Source organism: Streptomyces sp. DSM 118878 (assembly GCF_052936595.1).
The window spans coordinates 4,998,292-5,018,898 of record NZ_CP193622.1 but is presented as its reverse complement, the minus strand read 5'-3'; the positions used below and the strand labels follow the sequence as shown (position 1 = coordinate 5,018,898).

General features: G+C 72.8%; 20 protein-coding genes. 8 read left to right on the top strand and 12 right to left on the bottom strand.

The genetic code is table 11. From position 1 onward, the window contains the following. Nucleotides 1-42: 42 nt before the first annotated feature. Nucleotides 43-741: a flavin reductase family protein gene (locus tag ACRAKF_RS22440; protein ID WP_447039094.1), complete on the top strand. Its 699-nt coding sequence runs from the start codon at nucleotides 43-45 to the stop codon at nucleotides 739-741. On the opposite strand, the gene ACRAKF_RS22435 is transcribed toward ACRAKF_RS22440, so the two are convergent. Next, nucleotides 731-2,047 carry an MFS transporter gene (locus ACRAKF_RS22435; protein WP_447039093.1) on the bottom strand — a complete coding sequence of 439 codons (1,317 nt, stop codon included), beginning with the start codon at nucleotides 2,045-2,047 and terminating at the stop codon, nucleotides 731-733. The two genes, ACRAKF_RS22440 and ACRAKF_RS22435, sit on opposite strands and share 11 nt — an antisense overlap. A gap of 72 nt (nucleotides 2,048-2,119) precedes the next feature. Here ACRAKF_RS22435 and ACRAKF_RS22430 point away from each other — a divergent pair, with 72 nt between their 5' ends. Next, nucleotides 2,120-3,178: a GlxA family transcriptional regulator gene (locus ACRAKF_RS22430; protein ID WP_447039091.1), complete on the top strand. Its 1,059-nt coding sequence runs from the start codon at nucleotides 2,120-2,122 to the stop codon at nucleotides 3,176-3,178. Here ACRAKF_RS22430 and ACRAKF_RS22425 read toward each other — a convergent pair. Genes ACRAKF_RS22425 through ACRAKF_RS22410 form a run of 4 tightly spaced genes read right to left on the bottom strand, consistent with a single transcriptional unit; the run spans nucleotide 3,107 to nucleotide 7,680 of the window. Beyond that, on the bottom strand, nucleotides 3,107-4,390 hold the full coding sequence (locus tag ACRAKF_RS22425; RefSeq protein ID WP_447039089.1) for an MFS transporter: 1,284 nt from the start codon (nucleotides 4,388-4,390) through the stop codon (nucleotides 3,107-3,109). The two genes, ACRAKF_RS22430 and ACRAKF_RS22425, sit on opposite strands and share 72 nt — an antisense overlap. Before the next feature lie 49 nt (nucleotides 4,391-4,439). Beyond that, entirely contained in the window at nucleotides 4,440-5,489 is a 1,050-nt protein-coding gene (locus ACRAKF_RS22420; RefSeq protein ID WP_447039088.1) for a Zn-dependent alcohol dehydrogenase, read from the bottom strand. Nucleotides 5,490-5,541: 52 nt separating this feature from the next. After that, nucleotides 5,542-6,759, bottom strand: a complete 1,218-nt coding sequence (locus ACRAKF_RS22415; protein WP_447039087.1) for an acyl-CoA dehydrogenase family protein — start codon at nucleotides 6,757-6,759, stop codon at nucleotides 5,542-5,544. 9 nt (nucleotides 6,760-6,768) lie between these two features. Further along, nucleotides 6,769-7,680 (bottom strand): SDR family NAD(P)-dependent oxidoreductase, encoded by a 912-nt coding sequence (locus ACRAKF_RS22410; RefSeq protein WP_447039085.1) that lies wholly within the window; start codon nucleotides 7,678-7,680, stop codon nucleotides 6,769-6,771. 84 nt (nucleotides 7,681-7,764) lie between these two features. Between ACRAKF_RS22410 and ACRAKF_RS22405 the strand changes: the two genes are divergently transcribed. Then, complete coding sequence (locus tag ACRAKF_RS22405) at nucleotides 7,765-8,730, top strand: cyclase family protein (protein WP_447039084.1); 966 nt, start codon at nucleotides 7,765-7,767, stop codon at nucleotides 8,728-8,730. Nucleotides 8,731-9,053: 323 nt separating this feature from the next. Here the strand turns inward: ACRAKF_RS22405 and ACRAKF_RS22400 are convergent, their stop codons facing one another. The 3 genes from ACRAKF_RS22400 to ACRAKF_RS22390 form a co-directional block, all read right to left on the bottom strand. After that, nucleotides 9,054-9,584, bottom strand: coding sequence for an ATP-binding protein (locus ACRAKF_RS22400; protein WP_447039083.1), 531 nt, complete (start codon nucleotides 9,582-9,584; stop codon nucleotides 9,054-9,056). Nucleotides 9,585-9,972: 388 nt separating this feature from the next. After that, a complete protein-coding gene (locus ACRAKF_RS22395; RefSeq protein WP_447039082.1) occupies nucleotides 9,973-10,848 on the bottom strand; it encodes an acyl-CoA dehydrogenase family protein in 876 nt (291 codons plus the stop codon). Between the two features lie 8 nt (nucleotides 10,849-10,856). Continuing rightward, entirely contained in the window at nucleotides 10,857-12,020 is a 1,164-nt protein-coding gene (locus tag ACRAKF_RS22390; protein ID WP_447039081.1) for an acyl-CoA dehydrogenase, read from the bottom strand. 292 nt (nucleotides 12,021-12,312) lie between these two features. Here ACRAKF_RS22390 and ACRAKF_RS22385 point away from each other — a divergent pair, with 292 nt between their 5' ends. Then, nucleotides 12,313-14,013 (top strand): class I adenylate-forming enzyme family protein, encoded by a 1,701-nt coding sequence (locus ACRAKF_RS22385; RefSeq protein WP_447039080.1) that lies wholly within the window; start codon nucleotides 12,313-12,315, stop codon nucleotides 14,011-14,013. A 7-nt stretch (nucleotides 14,014-14,020) separates the two neighbouring features. Here ACRAKF_RS22385 and ACRAKF_RS22380 read toward each other — a convergent pair whose 3' ends face one another. After that, entirely contained in the window at nucleotides 14,021-14,533 is a 513-nt protein-coding gene (locus tag ACRAKF_RS22380; protein ID WP_447039078.1) for an EF-hand domain-containing protein, read from the bottom strand. Between the two features lie 208 nt (nucleotides 14,534-14,741). Here ACRAKF_RS22380 and ACRAKF_RS22375 point away from each other — a divergent pair, with 208 nt between their 5' ends. After that, on the top strand, nucleotides 14,742-15,170 hold the full coding sequence (locus ACRAKF_RS22375) for a hypothetical protein (RefSeq protein WP_447039077.1): 429 nt from the start codon (nucleotides 14,742-14,744) through the stop codon (nucleotides 15,168-15,170). A 29-nt stretch (nucleotides 15,171-15,199) separates the two neighbouring features. Here ACRAKF_RS22375 and ACRAKF_RS22370 read toward each other — a convergent pair whose 3' ends face one another. Continuing rightward, complete coding sequence (locus ACRAKF_RS22370; RefSeq protein ID WP_447039076.1) at nucleotides 15,200-15,574, bottom strand: STAS domain-containing protein; 375 nt, start codon at nucleotides 15,572-15,574, stop codon at nucleotides 15,200-15,202. A gap of 238 nt (nucleotides 15,575-15,812) precedes the next feature. Between ACRAKF_RS22370 and ACRAKF_RS22365 the strand changes: the two genes are divergently transcribed. Together ACRAKF_RS22365 and ACRAKF_RS22360 are read left to right on the top strand one after the other, a co-directional pair. Next, nucleotides 15,813-16,406 (top strand): sigma-70 family RNA polymerase sigma factor, encoded by a 594-nt coding sequence (locus tag ACRAKF_RS22365; protein WP_447039075.1) that lies wholly within the window; start codon nucleotides 15,813-15,815, stop codon nucleotides 16,404-16,406. Beyond that, on the top strand, nucleotides 16,403-17,695 hold the full coding sequence (locus tag ACRAKF_RS22360) for a zf-HC2 domain-containing protein (protein ID WP_447039074.1): 1,293 nt from the start codon (nucleotides 16,403-16,405) through the stop codon (nucleotides 17,693-17,695). Before ACRAKF_RS22365 ends, ACRAKF_RS22360 begins: the two co-directional genes overlap by 4 nt. A gap of 22 nt (nucleotides 17,696-17,717) precedes the next feature. Here the strand turns inward: ACRAKF_RS22360 and purU are convergent, their stop codons facing one another. Continuing rightward, a complete protein-coding gene (purU, locus tag ACRAKF_RS22355) occupies nucleotides 17,718-18,599 on the bottom strand; it encodes a formyltetrahydrofolate deformylase (RefSeq protein WP_447039073.1) in 882 nt (293 codons plus the stop codon). Nucleotides 18,600-18,684: 85 nt separating this feature from the next. After that, a complete protein-coding gene (locus tag ACRAKF_RS22350; protein WP_447039072.1) occupies nucleotides 18,685-19,185 on the bottom strand; it encodes an SCO4402 family protein in 501 nt (166 codons plus the stop codon). Between the two features lie 118 nt (nucleotides 19,186-19,303). Between ACRAKF_RS22350 and ACRAKF_RS22345 the strand changes: the two genes are divergently transcribed. Then, entirely contained in the window at nucleotides 19,304-20,575 is a 1,272-nt protein-coding gene (locus tag ACRAKF_RS22345) for an ABC transporter substrate-binding protein (RefSeq protein WP_447039071.1), read from the top strand. The last annotated feature ends 32 nt before the right edge of the window (nucleotides 20,576-20,607 follow it).

Here is a 20,607-nt window from a genome sequence, read left to right as displayed (position 1 = left end):
GGCAACGCCACACCCTTCCTATCTGACGCCCCGTCAGCTTCAATGAGAGGCGTGATGGGACACGCAGGGATGGCGGCCACCGCTGTGCGGTACCTCAGGTCGGTCGGGGCTCTGCCGGCCTCGGCGCCCGCCGGGATTCCGCCCGTGACGGCGACAACGACGACGACCGCCGCGGGGTATCCGCGGCTGCGGGCGGTCGGGGACGATGAGCGGGTGCCGGTCGATCCCGGGGAGTTCCGGCGAGTGCTGGGGAACTTCGCCACGGGCGTCACGGTGATCACCGCGCCGTCCCCGGAGGGCGGCCCCGCAGGCCCGGAGGGCGGCCCCCCGGGCCCGGAGGGCGGACCCGCGGGCTTCGCCTGTCAGTCCTTCACCTCGCTCTCCCTCGACCCGCCTCTCGTCTCCTTCATGGTGGCGCGTACGTCCACGTCGTGGCCGCGCATCGCGCGCGCGGGCGTCTTCTGCGTGAACGTCCTCGGCGCCGACCAGCGCGGGCTCTGCCGCGGCTTCGCGGTCAGCGGCGCCGACAAGTTCGCCGGGGTGGAGTACGACGCGGCGCCCGTGTCCGGGTCGCCGCGTCTGGCCGGGGCACCGGCATGGGTCGACTGCACGATCCAGGCCGTGCACACCGGCGGCGATCACCTCATCGTGGTCGGCCGGGTGGACGCGCTCGGCGCCGCGGAGGGCGACGCGGACCCGCTCCTGTTCCACCGCGGGGTGTTCGGCCGCTTCACACGCTGACGGAGCCGGCGATGGCCGGTTCGCGGCGCCGGATCACCAGCGCCATCAGGGCGGCCGCCGCGCACAGCGCCCCGGAGGCGTACCACATCACGTCGTACGAGCCGAAGGCGTCGCGTGCGACGCCGCCGAGGAAGGCGACGAGGGCGGCGCCGATCTGGTGCGAGGCGAGGACCCAGCCGAAGACGATCGCGCTGTCGTCGCCGTACTGCTCGCGGCAGAGGGCGAGGGTGGGCGGGACGGTGGCGACCCAGTCGAGGCCGTAGAAGACGATGAAGAGCAGCATCGGCGGGTGGACGGTCGGCGCGAGCAGGACCGGCAGGAAGAGCAGCGAGACACCGCGCAGCGCGTAGTAGACGGCGAGCAGGCGCCGCGCGTCGAAGCGGTCGGTGAACCAGCCCGAGGCGATCGTGCCCACGACGTCGAAGACGCCGATGACGGCGAGGAGCGACGCGGCGGCCTGGACGGGCATGTGCTCGTCGTGCGCGGCGGGCACGAAGTGGGTCTGGACCAGGCCGTTCGTCGAGGCGCCGCAGATCGCGAAGCTCCCCGCGAGCAGCCAGAAGGGGCCGGTGCGGGCGGCGTCGCGGAGCACGTTCAGTGTCCGCCGAGCGGCTCCCGTGACGGGCGGCGGCTTCGGCACGAACGCGTCCGCCCCGTACGGCTTCACTCCGACGTCCGCCGGGTGGTCGCGCAACAGCAGCCATACGAAGGGGACGACGGCCAGAGCGGCGAGCGCGACTGTCACGGCGGCCGGCCGCCAGTCGTGCTCGGTCACGACCCAGGAGAGGAGCGGAAGGAAGATCAGTTGCCCGGAGGCCGAGGCGGCCGTGAGGACGCCGGTGACCAGGCCGCGCCGTCGGGTGAACCACCGGTTGGTGACGGTGGCGGCGAAGGCGAGCGCCATGGAACCGGAACCGAGCCCGACGAGCAGGCCCCAGCACAGGAGGAGTTGCCACGCCGAGTCCATCCACACCGTGAGGCCGGAGCCGAGGGAGATGACGACCAGGGCGACGGCGACGACCTTGCGGATGCCGAAGCGGTCCATCAGCGCGGCGGCGAAGGGGGCGGTCAGTCCGTACAGCGCGAGGTTGACGGAGACGGCGAGGCCGATGGTGCCGCGCGACCAGTGGAACTCCTCGTGCAGCGGGTCGATGAGCAGGCCCGGCAGGGAGCGGAACGCGGCGGCGCCGATGATCGTCACGAACGTGACGGCGGCGACGTACCAGGCGCGGTGGATACGGCGGGGCCGACGTTCGGCGCCGCCCGGCGAGGAGGTCCGCTCGGGCGGCTCGGTTGTCTGTGTCACGTCACACAGCATCCGGCCATGGGCAGGCCGGGAACGAGTGGCCCGAGGGACAGTGTTCGCTAGGATCGGGCCATGGCCGACCGGGAAGTACCTCACACCGAAGCGCCTCGCACCGAAGTACCCCGCGCCGAAGTACCTCGCACCGCGGCACCCCGCCTCCACCGTGTCGTCGTCCTCGCCCTGGACGGCGTGATCCCCTTCGAACTCGGCATCCCGCAGCGGATCCTCGGCCGCGCGCGCACTCCCGGGGGCAGGCGCCTGTACGAGATCGTGACGTGCGGGGTGCGCGGCCCGGGAGCGGTCCGCACGGACGCCGACTTCGACATCGCGGTCACCCACGGCCCGGAGGCGCTCGCCACGGCGGACACGATCGTGGTCCCCGCCTCGTACGAACTGGGCCCGGTGTACGAGGAGGGGCGGCTGACCGACGAACTGGCCGCCGCCCTCGCCCACCGCAACCCTGCCGCGCGCCTGGTCGCGATCTGCACGGGCGGCTACCTCCTGGCCGCCGCCGGGCTCCTCGACGGCCGTCCCGCGACGACGCACTGGGCGTCGGCCGAGCACTTCCAGGCGCTGTTTCCGCGGGTCGAGGTGGATGCCGACGTGCTGTTCATCGACGACGGCGACGTCCTGACCTCGGCGGGCGTGGCGGCGGGGGTGGACCTCTGCCTCCATCTGCTCCGCCGCGACCACGGCAGCGCGGTGGCCAACGACGTGGCCCGCCGCACGGTGGTGCCGCCGCACCGGGACGGCGGCCAGGCCCAGTACATCCAGCGTCCGGTGCCCGAGCCGCAGCTCGCGACCACGCGGACGGCCCGCGCCTGGGCGCTGGGCCGCCTCGAACAGCCCCTCCCGCTGCGGGACATGGCGGAGCAGGAGGCGATGTCGGTGCGTACCTTCACGCGCCGGTTCCGCGAGGAGGTCGGGATGAGCCCGGGGCGGTGGCTGACGCAACAGCGGGTGGAGCGGGCGCGGCAGCTCCTGGAGTCCAGCGACCTCTCCGTCGAACAGGTGGCGCGGGACGCCGGGTTCGGCACCGCGCAGTCGATGCGGCAGCACCTACAGGTCGCGCTGGGGGTCACTCCCACCGCGTACCGCCGTACGTTCCGTGAGGTCGCCGCGGGGTCGTGACGCGGGCTCCGCGGGCGGGCCCACGGGCTTCGCGGTGTCCGGCGGTCCGGCCGGCTCGGGAGCCTTGACCTCTCCCAGGACGCCGACCACGGTGAGCGCCACCCCGAGCCCCACGCCCGCCAGGATGGCCGTGGACGGCGAGACGACGCTCAGGAGGCCTCCGGCGAGGGAACCGCTGGCCGCGTATCCGGCGCCGACGGCCGCGTACATCACCGAGTAGCCGGCGGCGAGGGCGCTGGGCGGCAGCACCTCGCGCAGCGACAGGTTGCGGGTGAGCATCGCCCCGGCCTGGAGCACACCCGCCACGGCCAGGGCCCCGAACATCCACCCGAGCCCGGGCAGTACGGCGACGGCCGCCAGGCAGGCCGAGACGGCGAACATCAGCACCATGCTCTGTGTCCGCAGCCGCCCCGGCCAGCTCCGCAGCCCGTAGACGAACGAGCCGATGGCGGAGCCCGCCGCCAGTGCGGCCAGCAGCGGTCCCGCCCAGCCGACGGCCGTGCCGCGCTGTTCGAGCAGGGCGGGCAGGACGAGTTCGGCGAGGGCGAGCATCGAGAGGCTGGCGGCGCCGGTCACGTAGATCGGCCAGGCGCGCGCGAGGATCCGCGTCATCGACTCGCCGCCGCGGTCGTCGGCGTCCGAGCGCCACCCCGCGGGCAGCATCCAGAGCCCCGCCACGGCGGCCGCCATCAGCGCCCCGTCGAGCAGCAGGGGCGCCGCCGGTGAGACGCCGAGCGCGAGTCCGGTGACGGCGGCCGGGGCCACGCCCCAGATCACGAAGGTGAGGAGGGACTCGACGGACAGGGCCTGGGTGACGGCCTTGTCCGGTACGAGACTTGTCAGCAGGGCGCGGAGGCCGCCGGGGCAGGCGGCGGGAGCCGCGCCCGCCACGAAGGCGAGGGCGGCCAGGGCCGCGGGGTGGGCCTGCGGGAAGGCGCCGAGGCCGGCGAAGGCCAGGGCGCCGACGGCCAGGCCCGCGGCCATCTGCGGCCTCGCGCGCTCGGGCCGCATGCGCATGCCCAGGATCGGGGCGCCGATGACCTCACCGACCACGTACGCCGCGGCGAGGGCCGCGCCCAGGGCGTAGCCGCCGGGCCGCTCCCGCACCAGGAAGACGAGGGCGAGCGGCGCGCCCGCCACGGGCATCCTCGCGGCCACGGCCACGACGGCCCACCGGGCGACGCCCCCCGACCACACCTCCCGATAACTCATCCCCCGAAGCTACCGTCCCCTCGGTTCAGAACGTGTGTCAGTTCTTGCATCAGAACGTGAGGACCGCCCGAGCCACCCGTCCCGCCGCCGCGTCCTGCGCCGCCTTCGCGAAGTCCTCCACCGGGTACGTCGACGTCACCAGTTCGTCGAGCAGCAGCCGCCCCTCCCGGTAGAGGGACGCGTACAGCGCGAAGTCGCGTTGGGGGCGTGAACTCCCGTAGCGGCAGCCCAGGATCGACTTGTCCAGGAAGAGTGACGAGACCACGAACGACGCCTCGGCCGTGGCCCCCGGCATGCCGAGCAGGATCGCCTGGCCGTGCCGGTCCAGGAGATCGATCGCCTCCCGCACCAGTGAGACCCGCCCCACGCACTCGAAGACATGGTCCGCGCCGCCCGGCAGCACGTCCCGGACCGGTGCCGTGGCGGTGAAGAAGTGCGTGGCTCCGAACCTCCGTGCCATCGCCTCCTTGTCGGGGTTGGCGTCGACGGCCACCACGGTCGAGGCTCCCGCGATCCGCGCGCCCTGGAGCACGTTCAGCCCGATGCCCCCCGCCCCGATGACGATCACCGAGTCCCCCCGGTCGACCCGCGCCCGGTTCAGCGCGGCCCCCACCCCGGTGACCACCGCGCAGCCGATCAGCGCCGCGGACGTCAGCGGGATGTCGTCCGGTATCTTCACCGCCTGCACGGCCTTGACGACCGTGCGCTCGGCGAAGGCGGAGTTGGCGGCGAACTGGTGGACCGGCCTGCCGGCCCGCGTGAACGGCCGGCCGGGCCGCCCGATGGCCGACCGGCACATGGTCGGCCGCCCCCGGTCGCACTCGGCGCAGGTGCCGCAGCTCGCGATGGTGGAGAGCGCCACGTGGTCGCCGGGGGCGACGTGCGTGACCCCGGCGCCGACCGCCGAGACCACCCCGGCCCCCTCGTGCCCGAGCACCACCGGCGGCGGAAACGGAATGGTCCCGTCGATCACGGAGAGGTCGCTGTGGCAGAGCCCCGCGGCCGCCACGGCCACCAGCACCTCGCCCGGTCCGGGATCACGTACCTCCAGGTCGTCGACGACCTCGACGCGCTTCCCGTCAAAGAGGACACCCCTCACGACACACCCCTCACGACAGACCCCTCATGACAGACCCCTCATGACGCACCCCTCACCGAGGCCCTCTGGCCTCTCTCGGCAGACCGAGCACGCGCTCGGCGATGATGTTGCGCTGCACCTCGTCGGAGCCGCCGTAGACGGTGTCGGCGCGGGAGAACAGGAAGAGCCGCTGCCCGGCGTCGAGTTCGTACGGCGATCCCTCGGACCAGTCGCGGGGGCCGGCCGCCCCCGCCGCGCCCCGGACCTCCACGGCCAGCTCGCCCAGCCGCCGATGCCACCGGCCCCACAGCAGCTTGGCCACACTCGGGGCCCCGCCCACGGAACCCGCGCCGCCCGAGGCGCCCAACGTGCGGAGCGCGTTCCACCGCATCACCCGCAGCTCGGCCCACTGCCGCACCAGCCGCTCCCGCACCACGGCATCGCCCACCGCCCCCGAGGCGACGGCGTCCCGCACGACCCCGGCCAGCTCGTGGGCGAAACCGATCTGCTGCGCGAGCGTGGAGACGCCGCGCTCGAACGCGAGGAGCCCCATGGCGACGGGCCACCCCTGCCCTTCGCCGCCCACCACATGCGAGGCACGCGCCCGCGCACCGTCGAAGAAGACCTCGTTGAACTCACTGGTCCCGGTGAGCTGCCGGATGGGCCGCACCTCGATCCGTCCCGGCTGATCCATCGGCACCAGGAGGAGCGAAAGCCCGCGATGCCCCGAGGAGCCCGCCTCCGTGCGTGCGAGCACGAAGCACCAGTCGGCCTCACGCGCCAGCGAGGTCCAGATCTTCTGCCCGGTGACGGCATAGGCACCGCCGCCCGGATCGAGGACGGCCCGGGTCCGCACCGCCGCCAGGTCGGACCCGGCCTCCGGCTCGCTGTACCCCTGGCACCAGAGCACCTCGCCCCGGGCGATCCCGGGCAGGAACTCGGCGCACAGCTCCGGGCCGCCATGGGCCAGCAGCGTCGGCGCCAGCAGGTTCTCGCCGATGTGCCCGCACCGCCCGGGGGCACGCGCGCGTGCGTACTCCTCGGCCCAGACGACCTGCTGGGTCAAGGTGGCCCGCCGGTTCCCGTACGCGTCCGAGTCCCACCCCAGGCCGATCCACCCGCCACGGCCCAACGCGCGCTCCCAGGCCCGCCGTTCGGCCACGCCTTCATGCTCGCTGCCGGGCCCGCCGCTCCCCGACGCGCGGGAGTACTCACCGGTGAGGTGCTCGGCGAGCCATGCCCGCGCCTCGGCACGGAACCGCTCGTCCGCGGGGCCGAACCCGAAGTCCACGGCCGTCCCCTAGGCGTTCGGTCGCCGTTCGCCGGCCGCCGCCTCGGCCATGGCATCGAGCTGCGCCAGCAACGGCATCGGATCGGTGCCGACCGTCCCGGGCAGGAAGTCCGCGATCTTCTCCGGGGTCCAGGCGCCCTCCGCGTATCCGGCGCGCAGCTCACGCGGCTGCGCCCATACGGCGATCTTGGGCCCGGCGATCGTGTAGACCTGCCCGGTGATCTTCTCCGCACGGGCCCGGTCGCTGAGCAGGTAGGTGACGAGCGCGGCGACGTCCTCCGGCTCGCCGATCTCCTTGAGCTCCATGGGCACCTTGGCGGACATGCGCGTACGTGCCACAGGGGCCACGGCGTTGGCGGTCACCCCGTACTTGTGGAGCCCCAGCGCCGCGCTGCGCACCAGCGAGATGATCCCCCCTTTGGCGGCGCTGTAGTTGGCCTGCGAGACGGAGCCCTGGTGGTTGCCGCTGGTGAAGCCGATCAGCGTGCCCGAGCCCTGCTTCCGCATGACCGCCGAGGCCGCCCGGAAGACGGTGAACGTGCCCTTCAGGTGGGTGGCGACCACCGGGTCCCACTCCTCCTCGGACATGTTGAACAGCATCCGCTCGCGCAGGATGCCGGCGACGCACACGACGCCGTCGACGCGCCCGTACTCGGCGAGCGCCACGTCGACGACGCGTTGGCCGCCCGCCATGGCCGAGATGTCGTCGGCGACGGCGACCGCCTCACCGCCCGCTGCCCGGATCTCCTTGACCACGGCGTCGGCCACCTCGCTGGCCGGCTCGCCGCCCGCCATGGAGACGCCGTAGTCGTTGACGACGACCTTGGCGCCCTCGGCCGCCGCGGCGAGCGCGACGGCCCTGCCGATGCCGCGCCCGGCGCCGGTCACGGCCACCACCTTGCCTGCCAAGAAGTTCCCCACGCCCGGCCCCTTCCCGCGGTTTCTGACGGCCCGTTAGATTCTAGGGCCCGTCGGACACGGAAAGACAAGCCCCGGGGAGCACCCATGTCAGACTCAGGTAGCACCGTTCCCGCCCCCACCGCCTCGGCACTGCCCGCCGAATTCCACGACCTGGCCAAACGCGTGAACAACTGGGGGCGCTGGGGGGCCGAGGACGAGATCGGCACGCTCAACCTCATCACCGACGAGGCCGTGCGCGCGGCCGCGGCCGAGGTCCGCACGGGCCGCCGCGTCCCGCTGGCACTGCCCCTCCAGGAGGACGGCGTCCAGACGGGCCTGATACCGGGCCGCGCGAACCCCCTCCACACCATGGTGCAGATCAACCAGGAGCTCTTCGGCCCCGGCACGGTCGCCACCAGCGACGACGCGGTGACGATGGGACTCCAGGCGGCCACGCACTGGGACGCGCTCACGCACGCCTCGCACTCCGGGAAGATCTACAACGGCCGCCGCGCGGACACCATCACGGCGCACACCCGCGCCCGGTTCAGCGGCATCGACAAAGTCCCTCACGTCGTCTCGCGCGGCGTCCTGCTCGACGTGGCGCGCGCCAAGGGCCTCGACCGGCTGCCCGGCGACCACGCGGTGACGCCCCAAGACCTGGACGAGGCGGCGGAGTTCGGGCGTGTCGCGGTCCGCGCGGGGGACATCGTCCTCGTACGCACGGGCCAGATCCAGGTCTATCTCGCGGGCGACAAACACGCGTACGGCTATCCGTCGCCGGGCCTCTCGGTGCGTACGCCCGAGTGGTTCCACGCGCGTGACGTGGCGGCGGTCGCCAACGACACCCTCACGTTTGAGATCTTCCCGCCGGAGATCGAGAACCTGTGGCTTCCCGTCCATGCGCTCGATCTGGTGGAAATGGGGATGATTCAGGGCCAGAACTGGAATCTCGAAAAGTTGTCCACAGCCTGTGCAGAACTTTCGCGGTGCACCTTCCTGCTGTCCGCGATGCCGGAGCCGTTCGTCGGCGGTACGGGCACGCCCGTGGCCCCGGTGGCCGTGCTGTAGGGGCCGCGGGAACGGCGGCGCGCGGACTCCGCCCCCCGAGTGCGGTGCCGCACGCCGCCGTCCGGCTCGGCACCCGGCACTCACCCTCGCGCGCGAGGGGACCGACGCCGACGCGACTCGCGTCTCGGCAAGGGCCACCGCGGCCGGCGCCCTCGTCGTCCCCTCGCGGCGAATCGCTGTCCACAAGCGTGATCAATTGGACACTGCGCGTCAATACCCGCTTGGCGACAAGGGAATTATGCCTGCTTTGCCCCACCCGCGCACGGGCGCGCGCACCGCGTCACGCGACGGCGCACACGGCGCAGGAGAGCGAGCCCCAGGGCTCAGACGGCCTCGTACGCCGCGTCGACGTCGGTGTCCCCGTAGGACACCCCGTCGGTGTCTCCGTACGACACCCCGTCGGTCTCTCCGTACGACACCCCGTCGAAGGCGACGGCGGGGGCGTCCGGATCGCACCGGTCCACCTCGCACCAGATGCTCTTGCCCGCGCCCTCGGGCTGCCAGCCCCAGCGGTCGGCGAGCCCGCTCACGAGCTCCAGGCCGCGGCCGTTGGTGTCGTCACCCTCGGCGTGGCGCTGCTTGGGCGGCCTGGCGCTGGTGTCGACCACCTCGACGCGGACCGTGCGCGGCGCGTCCTCGGGAACGCCGGGGAGCAGCATGCGCAGGACCGCTGGGCAGCCCGTGTGCACCACCGCGTTGGTGACCAGTTCCGAGATCAGCAGGATCAGCGTCTCGGCCACCGGTTCGTCGGCTTCTATACCTGAACCCGCGAGTCGCGAGCGGGCCCAGCGTCTGGCCCGTCCCACCTCCGCGGGGTCAGCCCCGACCTCCAGCTGAACATGAAGCACCTGCACCGCTCACACCATCCGAACCGGCGGACACATCGCCTCGCGACTCCACAGGGTCACGGAACGTGAACCCCATCGGAGACAGCATGATTGACGTTCAGTCACCCCAACAAGCGCTTCAGGCATATTCCAGCGCGAAGGAGTACGCGTGCTGCATACTGTGCGACGCGTACGGCGGGGGGTCGAACAGGCGGGCACGGGACCGTGCCCTGCGTGGCGAGCGGCGCGCATCGCCGGATCCGGCGCCGCCACTGAGGCAACACCGGGATGGCTCAGACCCAGAACCACTCGCATCTGAGACAAGGTACCCGAGGCGGACACCGACTCCATGCCGTGACGAGTCACGCGTAGGACACAACCCGGTATCAACGCTCCGTAGCGTCACTGTCCGCTGTCAGAGAGCTGCCGCAAGCGCTTCCTCGGCCTCCGCCGCCGTGCGCCCCAGCTCGGCACGCACCCAGGCCCGCTTGAGGTGCAGATGCACCTCAGCCTCCCAGGTGAAGCCCATGCCGCCGTGCACTTGCAGGCAGTCCCGGGCGTTGCGCGTGGCCGCGTCGTCGGCCAGGAGTTTGGCGCCGGCGGTCTCCGAATCGTCCCTGGTCACGGCGGCCGCGTAGACGGCGCTGCGGGCGATCTCGGTCCGTACGAGCATCTGTGCGCAGAGGTGCTTCACGGCCTGGAAGGACCCGATGGGCTGCCCGAATTGCGTACGTTCACTCGCATACCGCACCGCCATGTCGCACGTCCGTCCAGCACTGCCCAGTTGTTCGGCGGCCGTCAGGAGCACCGCGTCGGCGGGCGCCCGCGTCGCCGGGCCCGGCACGCGGTGCAGGGGCGTGAGCGGGTCGACGGACCGCAGGGGCACGGCTCCGGTGACGTCGCCCCGTACGGCGTCGGCGTCCTCCAGCCACGGGACGAGCACCCCGTCGACCGCGGTCACCACGGCTGCCCCCTCGGCCGCGCCCGGCACTTCCCCGGCCGCCAGGAACGACGCCACCGCGGGCCCGGGGAGCAGCGCCCGCCCCGCTTCCTCGAAGGCGAGCACGGCCTCCGGGAGCCCGAGGCCGACCCCGCCCCGGGCCTCGTCGAGCACCAGGGAGAAGAACCCGGCGTCGCCGAGCGCGCGCCACAGGCCCCTGTCGACGCGGCCGCCGGGGGCATCCATGACTTCGGGGGCATCCACGGCTTCGCGCAGGGAGAACCGTCCCGCGAGGATCTCCCGCATCCCCTTCCGCAACGCCTCTTGATCATCCGTGAGTTGGAAGTCCACGTCCGACCTCACCGCCCCTTCGGGAGGCCGAGGATCCGCTCGGCGACGATGTTCCGCTGGATCTGCGAGGTCCCCGCGGCGATCGTGTAGGACAGCGAGGAGAGCCGGTCCAGGGTCCACTCGCGCCCCAGGTCGAGCGCGCCCGCGCCGAGGACCTCCGCGGCGGCGTCGTACAGCTCCTGGCGCGCGTGCGAGTACCGCAGCTTGAAGACCGAGCCGCCCGCCCCCGGCACCCCGCCCGAGCGCTGCGCCTCGCTCACGTTCCACTGCGTGAGCCGCCACAGGGCCGTGAACTCGGCGCTCAGGCGGCCGAGCCTCCGCCGCAGCACCGCGTCGTCCCAGCGGCCGTTCCCGCGCGCCTCGCGGGCCAGCTCGCCGAGGACGCGGCGGCAGGCCACCACCTCGCCCACGAAGGCCGTGCCGCGCTCGTAGGAGAGGGTCACCATGGTCACGCGCCAGCCGTCGTTCTCCGCGCCCACGCGGTTGGCCACCGGCACCCGGACCTCGTCGAGGAACACCTCGGCGAACTCCGTGGAGCCGGCGAGGGTGCGCAGCGGGCGCACGGTGATCCCGGGGGCGTCCATCGGCATCGCGAGCCAGGAGATGCCCCGGTGCTTGGGCACGGCCTCGCTCACCGGCTCCGTGCGCACCAGGAGCTCGCACCAGTCGGCGACCTCGGCGTGGGAGGTCCAGACCTTGGAACCGCTCACCACGTAGTGGTCGCCGTCCCGCCACGCGCGCGTGCGCAGCGACGCGAGGTCGCTTCCCGCGTCGGGCTCGCTGAAGCCCTGGCACCACACCTCGTCGCCCCGCAGCACGGGCGGCAGCCAGCGCGCCCGCTGCTCGGGCGTGCCTTCGGAGGCGATGGTGGGGCCCGCGTGCAGCAGGCCGACGAAATTGGCCCCCACGTAGGGGGCGCCCGCCTTCTCGGTCTCCTCCAGGAAGATCAGGTGCTGGGTGGGCGTGGCACCCCGCCCGCCCGCGTCGACGGGCCAGTGCAGGCCCGCGTACCCGGCGTCGTGGAGCCTGCGCTGCCAGCCGGTGTCGTACGCCCGCCGGCCCGGCCAGTCGAGCGGGTCGGGGCGCGGCGGCAGGCCGGGGAGGGTGCGCGCGAGCCACTCGGTCAGATGCGCGCGGAATTCCTCCTCCGCTTCGGTGTACGTGAGGTCCACGGCCGCGCCTACTCTCCCGGGCACGGACCTGTCGGCCCGGTCACGTGGTCGTCGGCGCCGAGGGCCGGCGGCAGCTCGGTCATGGTGTCCCTCCGGTTCGTCCGCCCGGACCCCGCGGACGGTCATCCGTACGGCAACGATCCGTACGGCAACGCCGGGCCCAGCGGCTTACCTGACGGCCCGTCAGGACGCAGGTTAGCCCCGCACCCCTGGACCGACAAGGCGCACCGGCCTACGCTTCCGGCAGCTTCTGACGCTGCGTCAGTTATGGGCCGGGCAGGAGGGCGACCGCATGAGCACCGCGCAGAACGGAACAGCGCACGACGACGGGACCGGGCACGACGGGACCGAGAGCCACGGGGCCGAGAGCGACGGGGCCGAGAGCGACGGGACCGCGCAGAACGGCATCGTGCACGAGCGGAACGAGGCCGCGTACGAGCTGGCCTCCTCCCGCACGCTCTGGGAGCTCGTGGAGCGCCGTGCCGCGCTCACCCCCGACGCGCCGGTCCTGATCCAGGCCGCCGACGACCCCGCCGACGACCGCACGCTCACCTTCGGCGCGCTGCGGGACCGCGCGGAACGCGTCGCCGCCGGCCTTTACGCCAAGGGCGTGCGCCCCGGCACGGTCGTCGCCTGGCAGCTCCCGACCCGTATCGAGACGGCCCTGCTCTCCTTCGCGCTGGCCCGCGTAGGCGCCGTCCAGTCCCCGGTCATCCCCTTCTACCGCGACCGCGAGGTCGGCTTCGCGCTGCGGGAGTCCGGGGCGGAGCACTTCGCGGTGCCCGGGGTGTGGCGCGGCTTCGACCACGGGGAGATGGCGCGGCGGCTCGGCGCCAGGGGCGTCTTCGAGGCGTACGAGGAGCTGCCCGACGCCGATCCGTCCGTGCTGCCCGCACCGCCCGCGGACGGCACCGCGGTGCGCTGGATCTACTGGACCTCGGGCACGACGTCCGACCCCAAGGGTGTCCTGCACACCGACCGTTCGCTCATCGCCGGGGGCTCCTGCCTCGCCCACGCGCTGCGCCTGCGGACCTGTGACGTGGGCTCGATGGCGTTCCCCTTCGCGCACATCGCGGGCCCCGACTACACGGTGATGCTGCTGCTCTACGGCTTCCCCGCGGTGATGTTCGAGCACTTCGCGATGCCGGGCGCGCTCGACGGCTACCGGCGGCACGGCGTGACCGTGGCGGGCGGGTCGACGGCCTTCTACTCGATGTTCCTGGCCGAGCAGCGCAAGATGCCGCCGGGCGAGAAGGTCCTTCCCACGCTGCGGCTCCTCGCGGGCGGCGGGGCACCGAAGCCGCCGGAGATCTACCACGCCGTCGTACGCGAGATGGGCTGCGGACTGACGCACGGCTACGGCATGACCGAGGTCCCGATGATCACCATGGGTGCCCCGGACGACACCGCGGAGAACCTGGCGACCACGGAGGGGCGGCCGCCGCCGGGCATGGAGATTCGGATCACCGACGCCGACGGCAAGCAGCTCGGCCCCGGCATCGACGGCGAGGTGCGGCTGCGCGGAGAGGCCGTCTGCCGGGGCTACTTGGGCCGCGCGCCCGACGCGGGCGCCTTCGACGCCGACGGGTTCCTGATCACCGGGGACCTCGGCCACCTCACGGGGAGCGGCCACCTGGTGCTCACCGGGCGCGCGAAGGACGTCATCATCCGCAAGGGGGAGAACGTCTCCGCCAAGGAGATCGAGGATCTCCTGCACGGCCACCCCGCCGTCGGTGACGCGGCGGTCATCGGTCTGCCCGACGTCGAACGCGGGGAACGGGTCTGCGCGGTGGTGGAACGGCGGGCGGGGGCCGGCGAGCTGACGCTGGCCGCCGTGACCGCGTATCTGCGCGGGGAAGGCCTCGCCCCCTACAAGCTGCCGGAACAGCTTGAGGTCGTCGAGGCGCTCCCCCGCAACGAGACGCTGCGCAAGGTGCTCAAGTACAAGCTGCGCGAGCGCTACGCGCGCGTGCCGCTCACTCCGGAACCGTGAAGTCCGCTCACTCCGGAACCGTGAAGTACTGGGCGAAGGCCGTCACGATCTCCTGCTCCGCCACCCGGCCGTCGCCGTCCGCGTCGAGCCCGGCCGCGACCGCGCCGGCGACGTCCTCGGGCACGCCGAGCGCCGTGAGCGCGCGCCCGATCTCGGCGGGGGCCACCGTCCCTTCGCCGTCACCGTCGGCGATGCGGATCACGGCGTTCAGGAAGGGCCTCGCGATCTCGGCGAACCGATCGGGGTTGTCCCGCAGCCGCTTCACCGCGCCGCCGACGAACTCGTCCCGCGTGATCCGCTGGTCCCCGTCACGGTCCGCGATCCCGGCCATGCCCTGCCAGAACGCCTCGGCGCCCAGGTACAGGGCCTGTCCCTTGTCGGACCGCGCCGTCACCCCGAACTCCTTGCACAGGGCGGCGGCCGCCGTGCTGAAGTCCTCACGGGAGATGTATTTGTTGCCGTCCTGGTCGAAGGTGGCGAACCGGGCCGCGATCTTACGCTCGTACTCGGCACTGTCCATGGTCTTCGGGCCGCCTCATTTCCGCGGTTGGGTGCAGTTCAGGAGGGTGGATACCCCCGGCAGCAGCGAGCGTACGTCGTCCCGGGCGCCCGGAGGCGGGAAAGCGAGGCTTGTGTCAGGACCGCCTGAGTTCCGGTACAGATATGTGCCACACGCGTGATGTGCTGCACTGTTCCGCGTGGAAGCTGTCGCGGCGAGTGTCATAGCAGTGCTCGGAACTCTCCTGGGCGCGGGAGTCACGCACTCCTTCCAGCGCAGGACGGCCGAGCGGACGGAAGCGTTCACCCGGGCCGAGAAACTGCGCCAGGAGCGGATCGACGCGTACTGCGCGTACGCGGGCGCGCTGGTCAACTACCGGCGGGTGCTGATGGACCGCTGGTTCAGCAGGGTCGAGAACCGCGAGGACGGCGAGGAGGCCCGCTTCCGTTCGTACGAGATGCGCTCAGAGGCGCACGAGACGCTGTTCCGCGTGCAGTTGCTCACCGCCGACGAGGAATTGATCAGTCAGGCCTGGCAGACGCTCGACACGGTCAGTGACGTGCACAAGGCGGCCGACAGGGAGGAGCTCGCCGAACGCAGCCGTGGCTCCCGGCAGGCCATCAACGCCTTCGTCGCGACGGCGAAACGGCACGTATAAGGGCACGGGGTAGGCCACGTGGAAGGGGCTCAGGCGGAGAGCGGTGTCGCCTCCTCGTCGAGCGCCTCGGCCACGTCAGGGAAGACCTCGAAGAGCCTGCGGACGCCGAGGGCCGCGAGGACCCGGTTGACGTGGGAGCCGTCGACGGCTCCCTGGGCCGGGAGTATCAGCCGCAGCCGGCCCTGGCAGGAACGGATCAGACGCCGGGTGGCGATCAGCACGCCGACGCCGCTGGAGTCGCAGAACAGCACGTCGGAGAGGTCGAGGACGACACTGCGACGGCCGTCGGCCACCGCCTCGTGCACGCGCTGGCGCAGAACGGGCGAGGTCAGCAGGTCCATCTCGCCGGAGACGCACAACACGGCCCAGCCGCCCTGCTCGCCCACCGTCACCTTGAGCGTCACGCGTCACGCCTCTCGCTCGCCTGCTCTTCCCTCCGGCCCGAAGTGATCCGGAAGCGGTCCCTACGCTTCGTTCAGCCTCGGCTGCCCAACTACTCCACCCATGAAACACCAGCATCGCCGCCTCAATATCATCCGGGCCTTCGCGGGGAACACCCTTTGCCGTAAACAGAGGTGCTCTGTCAGTGGCGCCGACTACATTCGAGGGAGAGTCGGACACGGCGAGCGCAGAGGGGGCCGCATGCCGAAGGACGCACCGCGGCGCTGGGACCGCAGGATGCAGCAGCGGCTGGCGCACGGGGAGGCGGCCGCGCTCGGCGAGCTGTACGACCGCTTCGCCTCGCTGGTGCACGGCCTCGCCCACCGCGTCCTCGGTGACGAGAGCGGCGCCGACCGCATCACCCGCGAGGTCTTCGCCCACGTATGGGAGAACCCCGACGCGTATGACGCGAAGCAGGGGCCCCTGCGCTCCTGGCTCGCCACGCTCGCCCATGAGCGGGCCGTCCGCAGGCTCCGCCAGACCGAGTCGGCCGCCCTCGCCGGTGGCGAAGGCACCGCGGAGGAGCTGGAGCGCAAGGTCCGCCACGCCTCGGCCGCGGCCCGCGCGGACTACATCGTGACGGCCATGCCCACCCCCCTGCGCGCCGCGCTCGAACTGGCGTACTTCCAGCGGCGTGACTACCGCCAGGCCGCCGCCGATCTCGGCGTCACCGAGGACGAGGCCCGGCGCAGGCTCCGCCTCGGCCTCCAGCTCCTCTCGACGGCCAACGACACGGACGCCCCCTCCGCCGGCCGCACCCCCGGCGCCTCGCCCGGTCCCGGGACGTCACGGTGACCGGCTCCGACCGCCCCGGGCCGCACGAGGCGGCGGACGGCCAGGAAGGGCGGGGCGGCCAGGGCACCCCCGCCGCCCCGCGCATACCCGTCCCGCGCGCCTCCGCGGAGGACTCCGGAGTCCCGTTGCCCGCCCCGCCGCCCGCCCCGCTCGTCCTGGAGCACCCCGTCCTGAAGTCCCTGCTCGGCGCCTGGGCGCTCGCCGCCTGCTCCACGGAGGAGGCCACCGCCGTCGAGGAGCACCTGGGCGAGTGCGGGCCCTGCGCGGAGGAGGCGCTGCGGCTGCGGGACGCCGTCGGCCTGCTGCACCACGAGGAGAGCCTCGACCTCGACCCCCGTCTGCGCACCCGCGTCCTGGAAAGCTGCCTGGGCCGCCGCCCGCCGCGCATCCCGGTCCCCCGGTGGGCCGTGCCCTACGACGCGGAGAGCGCCCGCCTGGACGCCCTGCTCCGCGACATCGGCAACTCCGAGTGGCACGCCCCGGTGCGGCTGCGCTGGTTCGAGCAGGGCGGCCCGGCGAGCCGCAAGACCACCGTGGCCGGAGTCATCGGGCACCTCCTCGCCGTGGACGGCCTGGTCGCGCTCGCCCTCGGCCTCGGCGACCCGCTCGGCCCGAAGGCCAAGGACCCCCAGCTCCCCGGAGAGCGCACCGAGGCGTACTGGAAGGCGTCGTACTTCCCGCCCACCCGTGCCGTGCGCGGGCCCTGGCGGGACCAGACGCACGAGCTGATCCGCACGGTGTCCTTCGCGGGCGACGGCTCGGGACGGATGCCCGTTCCGTACGGGACGGTGCCCGACGGCAGCGGCGGGGCCGGGCGGAAGATCGAGCTGCCGCTGCGGGACGCCATGGTGGACCGCGCCTTCGAGTGCTGGATCCACGCGGGCGACATCGCCCACGCCGTCGCCTATCCCTACGACCCGCCGGCGCCCCGCCACCTCCACCGCATGATCGACCTCGCCGCGCGGATGCTCCCCGACACCCTGGCGGGCCGCCGCCGCTCCGGGCTCGCGGCGCCCTCGCGTGACCTGGTCGCGGCGGGCGCCCCCGGCCGCAGCCTGCGCCTGGAGATCGAGGGGCTCGGCGGCGGCGAATGGTTCATCCCGCTGGACTCGCCCGGCGCCACCGCGTCGGCCGAGCGCGAGGTGGCGCACGTGGTGCTCGACGGCGTGGAGTTCTGCCGCCTGGCCGCGGGCCACGTCTCGCCCGAGGAGGCGGCCGCCGGTCAGGACGGCGACCGCGAGGCGATCCGCGACGTCCTGTTCTCGACGGCGTCGCTGAGCCGGATGTGACCCACCCGGCTCCAAGGGCCGGTCAGGCGAAGACGACCGTGCGGCGGCCGTTCAGCAGGATCCTGCGCTCCGCGTGCCACTTCACGGCACGGGCCAGCGCCTGGCACTCCACGTCACGCCCGATCGCCACGAGCTGGTCGGGGGTCACGCCGTGGCCGACCCGCTCGACCTCCTGCTCGATGATCGGCCCCTCGTCGAGGTCGGCCGTCACGTAGTGCGCGGTCGCGCCGATCAGCTTCACGCCGCGCGCGTGGGCCTGGTGGTAGGGCTTCGCGCCCTTGAAGCTCGGCAGGAACGAGTGGTGGATGTTGATGATCCGCCCGCTGAGCTCCTTGCAGAGGTCGTCCGAGAGCACCTGCATGTAGCGGGCGAGGACGACGAGCTCCACGTCGAGCGAGCGCACCACTTCGAGGAGCCGCGCCTCGGCCTGCGGCTTGTTCTCCTTGGTCACCGGGATGTGGTGGAAGGGGATGTCGTACGAGGCGACGAGCTCGGCGAAGTCCGTGTGGTTGGAGACGACCGCGGCGATCTCCACGGGCAGCGCGCCGATCCGCGAGCGGAACAGCAGGTCGTTCAGGCAGTGCCCGAACTTCGACACCAGCAGGACGATCCGCATCTTGTCCTCGGCCCGGTGGATCTGCCAGTCCATGCGGAAGGAGTCACCGATCGCGGCGAAGCTCGCCCGCAGCTTGTCGACGCTCACCGGGGCCTCGGCCGAGAAGTGGACGCGCATGAAGAACAGACCGGTGTCGTGGTCGCCGAACTGCTGACTGTCCTCGATGTTGCAGCCGGTCATGAAGAGGTAGCTCGACACGGCGTGCACGATGCCCTGCTTGTCGGGGCAGGAGAGGGTGAGGACGTACTGATCGGCGGGGACGGCGGGGGCCACGGACTGCTCGTTCATGCGGGCAAGGTTCCCACAGCGACTCGCGCCGCGGGCAATCGTCCCGCGAGCCGGGACGGCCACGCCCGGCACCCGGGCCCCGGGCTCAGCCGGTCCGCGTCAGTATCCGCAGCACCTCAAGCGTCCGCGGCGGCTCGTCCGGGTCCTCCCCGTCGCTCGCGGCCAGATGGACGTGCGCCTCGCGCGCCGCCCGCACGGCCTCGGGCCAGCCCGGGTGCTGGAGGTAGACGGCGACCATCGCGTCGGGCCCGACCTCGTGCATGATCCGCAGGACCCGCAGCACGGCCGTGTCGACGAGCGCCGCCTCCTGGGAGTCGCGGAAGATCGTGCCGACGTACTTCTCGGCGGACCAGTTGTCCAGCCACGTGTCCTCGACCAGCCGGTAGACGGCGTCGGTCACGTCCCCGTACTCCTCGCGTCCTGCGAGCCAGCACTCCCGCTGGAATTCGGGGTCGGAGAGCATGTGCAGCGCCGAGCGCACGTTGCTGCGCCAGCGCCACCACGGCATGTCGTTGGTCGGCATGCCACCCATGGTGCTGGAGCGACGGCCGCGACGGGAAGAGTTCTCCGAACCTTGCACGGTCATCGATCGTACGTTCCCACGCGACGCTCGCGAACCGGCCCCCGCCCGTTCACCGTGATGTCACCGTCCGTTGAGAACGCGTCACTCCTCGGTTGGCCCTCGACCGGAAGGGTGCGGGGACATGACCGGCCGGCGACACTCCTTCCTCCACCGCCCGCACCGACACGCCGCGCTCTCCGCGGCCGCCGCGGCGGTGTGCGTCGCCCTGACAGCCGGATGCGGGGTCATCCCCGGTACCACGGGGGGTTCCGGGGATGACCCCATCACCGTCATGACCTGGGCACCCGAGAACACCAAGGCCACCAACAAGCCCGGCGTCCCCGCCATGGCCCAGGCCTACGCCCGCTGGGTCAACGCCCACGGCGGCATCGACGGCCACGAGCTGCGGGTCCTGACCTGCAACGACCACAACGACTCGGCGGGCGCCGCCAAGTGCGCGCGCAAGGCCGTCGACGAGGAGGTGGTCGCGGTCGTCGGCGCCTACAGCCAGCACGCCCGCTCCTTCCTCGCCCCGCTGGAGGTCGCCGGCATCCCGTACATCGGCGGCTACGGCATCACCGACGACGAGTTCTCCAGCCCGCTGTCCTACCCCGTCAACGGCGGCGAACCGGCCCTCCTCGCGGGCAACGGCCGCCAGCTCGCCGACCGCTGCGACCGCGTCTCCCTCGTACGCCCCGACACCCTGGCCGGCGACGAACTGCCCGAGCTCCTCAACGCCGGGCTCGCCGACGGCCACCACAAGCCCGTCGCCGACATCCGCGCCCCCGAGGACAGCACCGACCTCACCCCGCAGGCCGAGCAGGCCCTGCGGCACGCGGGCATCCGGGACGGCTGTGTGACCACCGCGCTCGGGGCGCGCACCGACACCTTCTACGACGCCTTCCGGCGCACCAGGACCGACTACCCGCCGGTACGGATCTCCTCGGTGCTCGGCAGCGTCGACCAGTCGCTCATCGACCGCACCGGCGGCGCGAACGGTCCCTACGAAGGGGCCTACGTCACCGGCTGGTACCCGGCGTCCGGCGACCCCAGGTGGTCGCAGATGCGCGACGTCATCCGCGAGCAGGCGTTCGGCGACAACCGCGTCGACCCGGCCGACGCGGGCGTGCAGACCACGTGGATCGCGTACACCGTCCTGAAGCAGGCCGTGGAGTCCCTCGACGGCGAGGTGACCGCCCGCACGGTGCGCCGCGCCCTCGACGACGGCCTGCGGGTCCGCACGGGCGGCCTCACGCCCACGCTGAGCTGGCGCTTCGAGGACCTGATCGCGGCCAGCGAGTTCCCGCGGCTGATCAACTCGGGCGTCACGTTCCAGACCGTGCGGGACGGCCGGCTGGTCCCCGCGCGCAAGGGCTTCGTGGACGTCGAGAAGACGCTGGAGCAGACCGCGTAACCCGGGGGTCGCGCGGTCCGCTTCCCGCGAGG